At 65.2% G+C, this 4,305-nt stretch carries 3 protein-coding genes; 1 reads left to right on the plus strand and 2 read right to left on the minus strand.

Annotated elements, in window-relative coordinates; all coding sequences use genetic code 11:
* Both QOC69_RS33305 and QOC69_RS33310 read right to left on the minus strand, forming a co-directional pair.
* On the minus strand, positions 1-593 hold a 593-nt coding region (locus QOC69_RS33305; protein WP_526446756.1), incomplete at its 3' end, for a site-specific integrase.
* A 157-nt stretch (positions 594-750) separates the two neighbouring features.
* A complete protein-coding gene (locus QOC69_RS33310; protein WP_526446757.1) occupies positions 751-2,121 on the minus strand; it encodes a cytochrome P450 in 1,371 nt (456 codons plus the stop codon).
* Positions 2,122-2,269: 148 nt separating this feature from the next.
* On the opposite strand from QOC69_RS33310, the gene QOC69_RS33315 reads away from it, so the two are divergent.
* Positions 2,270-4,305 (plus strand): ATP-binding protein (locus QOC69_RS33315; protein WP_526446758.1); only part of this gene is annotated, 2,036 nt, incomplete at its 3' end.

Consider the following 4,305-nt stretch of genomic DNA (forward strand, 5'->3'; position numbering starts at 1 on the left):
AGCTCGATCAAGAACCGATCACGCAACCGATCGCACGCATCGACGATCAGCTGGACCGACTCCTCAGACAACGCCCGAGGCAGCCGACGGTGGGTCTTCAACTTGATCGTCCGGCGACGCTGGTCACCAGCAGAACCGAGGTGGGCAAGAAACGGTCGCCACGCCCCTCGCACTCCACCGGCTCTCATCGTCGACAGCAGCTCGCCGCAATCCACGCCGTGTCGGTGATGGAACTTGTAGAACGAGCCCACCGCCGCGAGCTTCCGGTTGATCGTCGGCGCCGAACACCGCGCCTCAATCGTCGGAAGCGATGTCACCGATGGAGTCCGCATCGTCGGCGGAAGGCGCAGCCAACCGACGAATCGGCCGAGATGTTCCAAACGTACTGTTCGCCAGTCGATCTCATGAGCAGCCAAGAACTCGAAGTAGTCCCGGAGATCGAAGGCATACGCCCGGACCGTTCCCGGAGACCGCTCTATCGCAGTTAAGTGGGCCAGAAAGACGTCAACCGGCTCGACCACGGCGAATCGGTCGTCCAACACCGTCCACGACTCCGGACCGCCATTGGGCGGCAGAACCTGCTGAACCCGCAATGCAGCCCCCTTCGGTCCCAGGCAACGAGGAAGTCCTGAGACCGACGCTAACGATCACTACCGACATCTTGATCTCGCCTGAAGCGTATTGAGTCCCGGCGTAGGGCTACTTGATCCGCAACAGCCATCGCCCAGGAGCGGTTGTTAAGACGTCGCGTCATTCGCGACTGTCGGTGACTCGCGCGCGGATGGGTGCGGCGGCGACGGTGGTGAACGGCACGCTCATCGGGAAATCCGCGTCGACGGACTCGATCTTGATGCGCTGGATGATGGTGGCCAGCGCGAGGGTGGCTTCGAGCATGGCGAAGTGGTCGCCGATGCACGAGCGTGGTCCGGCGCCGAAGGGTAAGTATTGCCAGCGGTCGCGTCCGTTGGCGTTTTGTGCGCTGAATCGGTCGGGGTTGAAGACTAGCGGGTGATCCCACAGGGCGGGGTCGCGATGTAGTGCGTAGATGCCGACGACGAGCATGGTGCCGGCCTCGACGCGGTAGCCGTGAACATCGAGATCGCACATGGCCATCCTGCCGGTAACCGCTGCCGGCGGGCACAGCCGCAGCGCCTCATGCAGCACCGCAACGGTGTACCCCAGGGCGGGAACGTCATCGGGTGACAGCTCGCGATCGCCGAGCGCAATAACCTCGGCGCGGACCTTGTTCTGCATGTCGGGGTGGTGGCCGAGCGCCCACAGGGCATAGGTCAGGGTGGTGGCTGTGGTGTCGTGGCCGGCAAGCATGAACGAGATGAGCTCGTCGCAGATCTCGTTGTCGGACAATGCCCGCCCGGTGCCGGGATCGCTGGCCGCGATTAGCGCCCGCACCAGGGGTGCGTCGCGGGTGGGATCAGCGCGGCACGCTTGCAGGATCACGTCGGCGAGCCGGTGCAGCGTCTCGCTGGCGGCGCGGGCACGGTGGCGGGCCGGGGTCGGCAACCATCGCGGCGCGCGTAGCGGCTGCAACGCCCGATCGGTCGCGTACTCCACTGCTATCCGCAGCGGTTCGGCGATGGCGTTGGTGTGCTCGTCCAGGTCGAGCCCGAGTACTGAACGTCCGAGCGCGCGCAGCGTCAGTCTGCGGCATTCGGTGTCGAGGTCGATGTCGGTTTGATCGACCCAACTGTCGGCGACCGTTTGAGCGGCCTGGGCCATATGCCCGCCAAATTCGCCGACGTGCTGTTTGGTGAAGATCGGTTGCAGCGCGCGCCGACGCGGCAACCAGGGTTCGTGGGTGAGGTTGAACAGGTTCGGGCCGAGCAGTTGGCGCATTTCATGGTGCACTCGCGTCCTTTCGACATGCTTTCCGCTGCGCGCAAGGATGTCGCGGGCGCTCAGTGGTGAGGTGGCGACGACGATCGGTGGCATGAGCCATTTCGGCCCGAGCCTGAGCCGTGTTACCGGTCCACCCGCATCGCGCAACGCTTCAAGCCCGGTGTGGAAAGCCCTGATCGCCCTCACCTGCTGCCGATACGGCAACGGGTTTAACGGCGCCAGGGGCAACTCACTCAGGGCGACATCGTCAACAGTTTCAACCATGGCGTTCCTCCATTTCAGTTGAGTTGACTATTCGGCGGCTGCGGCGCAAGACCATCGGTCGGAGCGCGTATTTGCTCAACGCGGGGGTCGTAGAAATACGCGCATACGCTGATGTTTTGACCTACGCGGCAGCGGCACGCTGGCTAGCATGATCCGAACTGAGTGGAGTGATCTTGGCGTGAGCGAGCTGCCGACGGGAACGGTGACGTTGCTGTTAGCCGACGTCGAGGGCTCGACGCGGTTGTGGGAGAGCCAGCCGGAAGCGATGACGGCCGCGATCGCGCGGCTCGATGCCACGCTTGCTGACCTCATCACCGTCCATCGCGGGGTGCGTCCGATCGAACAGGGCGAAGGCGACAGCTTCGTGCTGTCATTCGCGCGCGCCAGCAACGCGGTGGCGTGCGCGTTGGAATTGCAGCGCGCCCCGTTGGCGCCGATCCGGCTGCGCATCGGCGTGCACACCGGCGAGATCCAGTTGCGCGACGAGGGCAACTACATCGGCCCGACCATCAACCGGGCCGCTCGGCTGCGCGATCTGGCGCACGGTGGCCAGACCGTGCTGTCGGGCGTGACCGAGGCGATCGTGATCGACCATCTGCCGGGCGAGGCGTGGCTGACCGATCTGGGTTCGCACGTATTGCGGGGCCTGCCGCGACCGGAGCGGGTAGTGCAGCTGTGCCATCCTGACGTCGGCAACGAGTATCCGCCGTTGCGGACGTCGGAAGCTGCTGTTGCACAACGTCTTCCGGTGCAGTTGACCAGTTTCATCGGGCGTGAGGCGCAGATCCGCGAAGTTCGCGGGATCCTCGCCAACAACCGTTTGGTGACCCTCACCGGCGCCGGCGGTTCGGGTAAGACGCGTCTCGCGATCCGGACCGCCAGCGAGTTTGGCGACGACGTCAGCTACGTCGACCTGGCGCCGATCACCGATCCCGACTTGGTACCGGTAGCAGTCATTGGCGCGTTGGGACTCCGCGATCAGCCCGAGCGCTCAACGACGGACACCATCGTCCGTTACCTCAGTGGGCGCCAACTGTTGATCGTGCTCGACAATTGCGAGCACCTGCTCGACACGTGTGCGGCGCTGATCCTGAGAGTTCTCGACGCATGCCCCCGCGTGACGATGTTGACCACGAGCCGTGAGCCGATCGGCGGGGCGGGGGAGGTGACGTGGCGGCTGCCGTCGCTCTCGCTAGCCGACGAGGCGATTGAACTGTTCACCGATCGCGCCCGACTGGTGCGCCCCGACTTCGGCGTAACCGATGACGATGCCGGTGCTGTCTCCGAGATCTGTCGTCGCCTCGATGGCATGCCGCTGGCGATCGAGTTGGCAGCCGCGCGGGTGCGGGCGTTGTCGATCCAGGAGATCCTAGACAGCCTGTACGACCGGTTTCGGCTGCTGACAGGGGGTTCGCGGGCGGCAGTGCGTCGGCAGCAGACGTTGCGGGCGTCGGTCGATTGGTCGCATGCGCTGCTGACCGAGCCCGAGCGCGTGCTATTTCGCCGGCTGGCGGTATTCGTGGGTGGATTCGACCTCGACGCCGCTCGGGCAGTTGCCGGCGGCGGAGGTTTGGAGCGGCACCAGGTCCTCGACGTGCTCACCTTGTTGGTCGACAAGTCCCTCGTCGTGGCCGAACAGGCTGGCGGACGCACGCGGTACCGAATGCTCGAAACGGTGCGGCAGTACGGGCTCGAGAAGCTTGGCGAGTCATCAGAAGCCGACGCCGTACGCACTCGCCACCAGGACCACTACACGGCGATGGCCCTCGCGTTCGAGAGCACGACGCGGGTCGAGCACCAGCAACTCCTCGCGCGCACGGACGTGAACATCGACAACCTTCGCTCCGCCTTCACATGGAGCCGCGAGCGATGCGATAGCGATGGCGCACTGCGGTTGGCCTCGGCGTTGTCGCGGTTTTGGCTCGTACGCGGCCACATCAAGGAGGCCCTCGCATGGTTTGACGCCGTGGCCGAGGACCAGACGAGGTCCGGTTCGGAGATGTCTCCAGCAGTGCGTGTCCGCGCGTTGGTCGATCGGGCATACCTCGACGTCTGGGCTGGCTTTCCTGGCCACGTCGACGAGGTGGATCAAGCGCTTGCGGTCGCCCGCGGCCTCGACGATCCGCTCTTGTTGGTCGGGGCACTGGTGGTGCGCGGTTTCGTCGCCGGGTTCGACCTCGCCGC

It is taken from the genome of Mycobacterium sp. (assembly GCF_032162105.1).
Lineage (GTDB): Bacteria > Actinomycetota > Actinomycetes > Mycobacteriales > Mycobacteriaceae > Mycobacterium.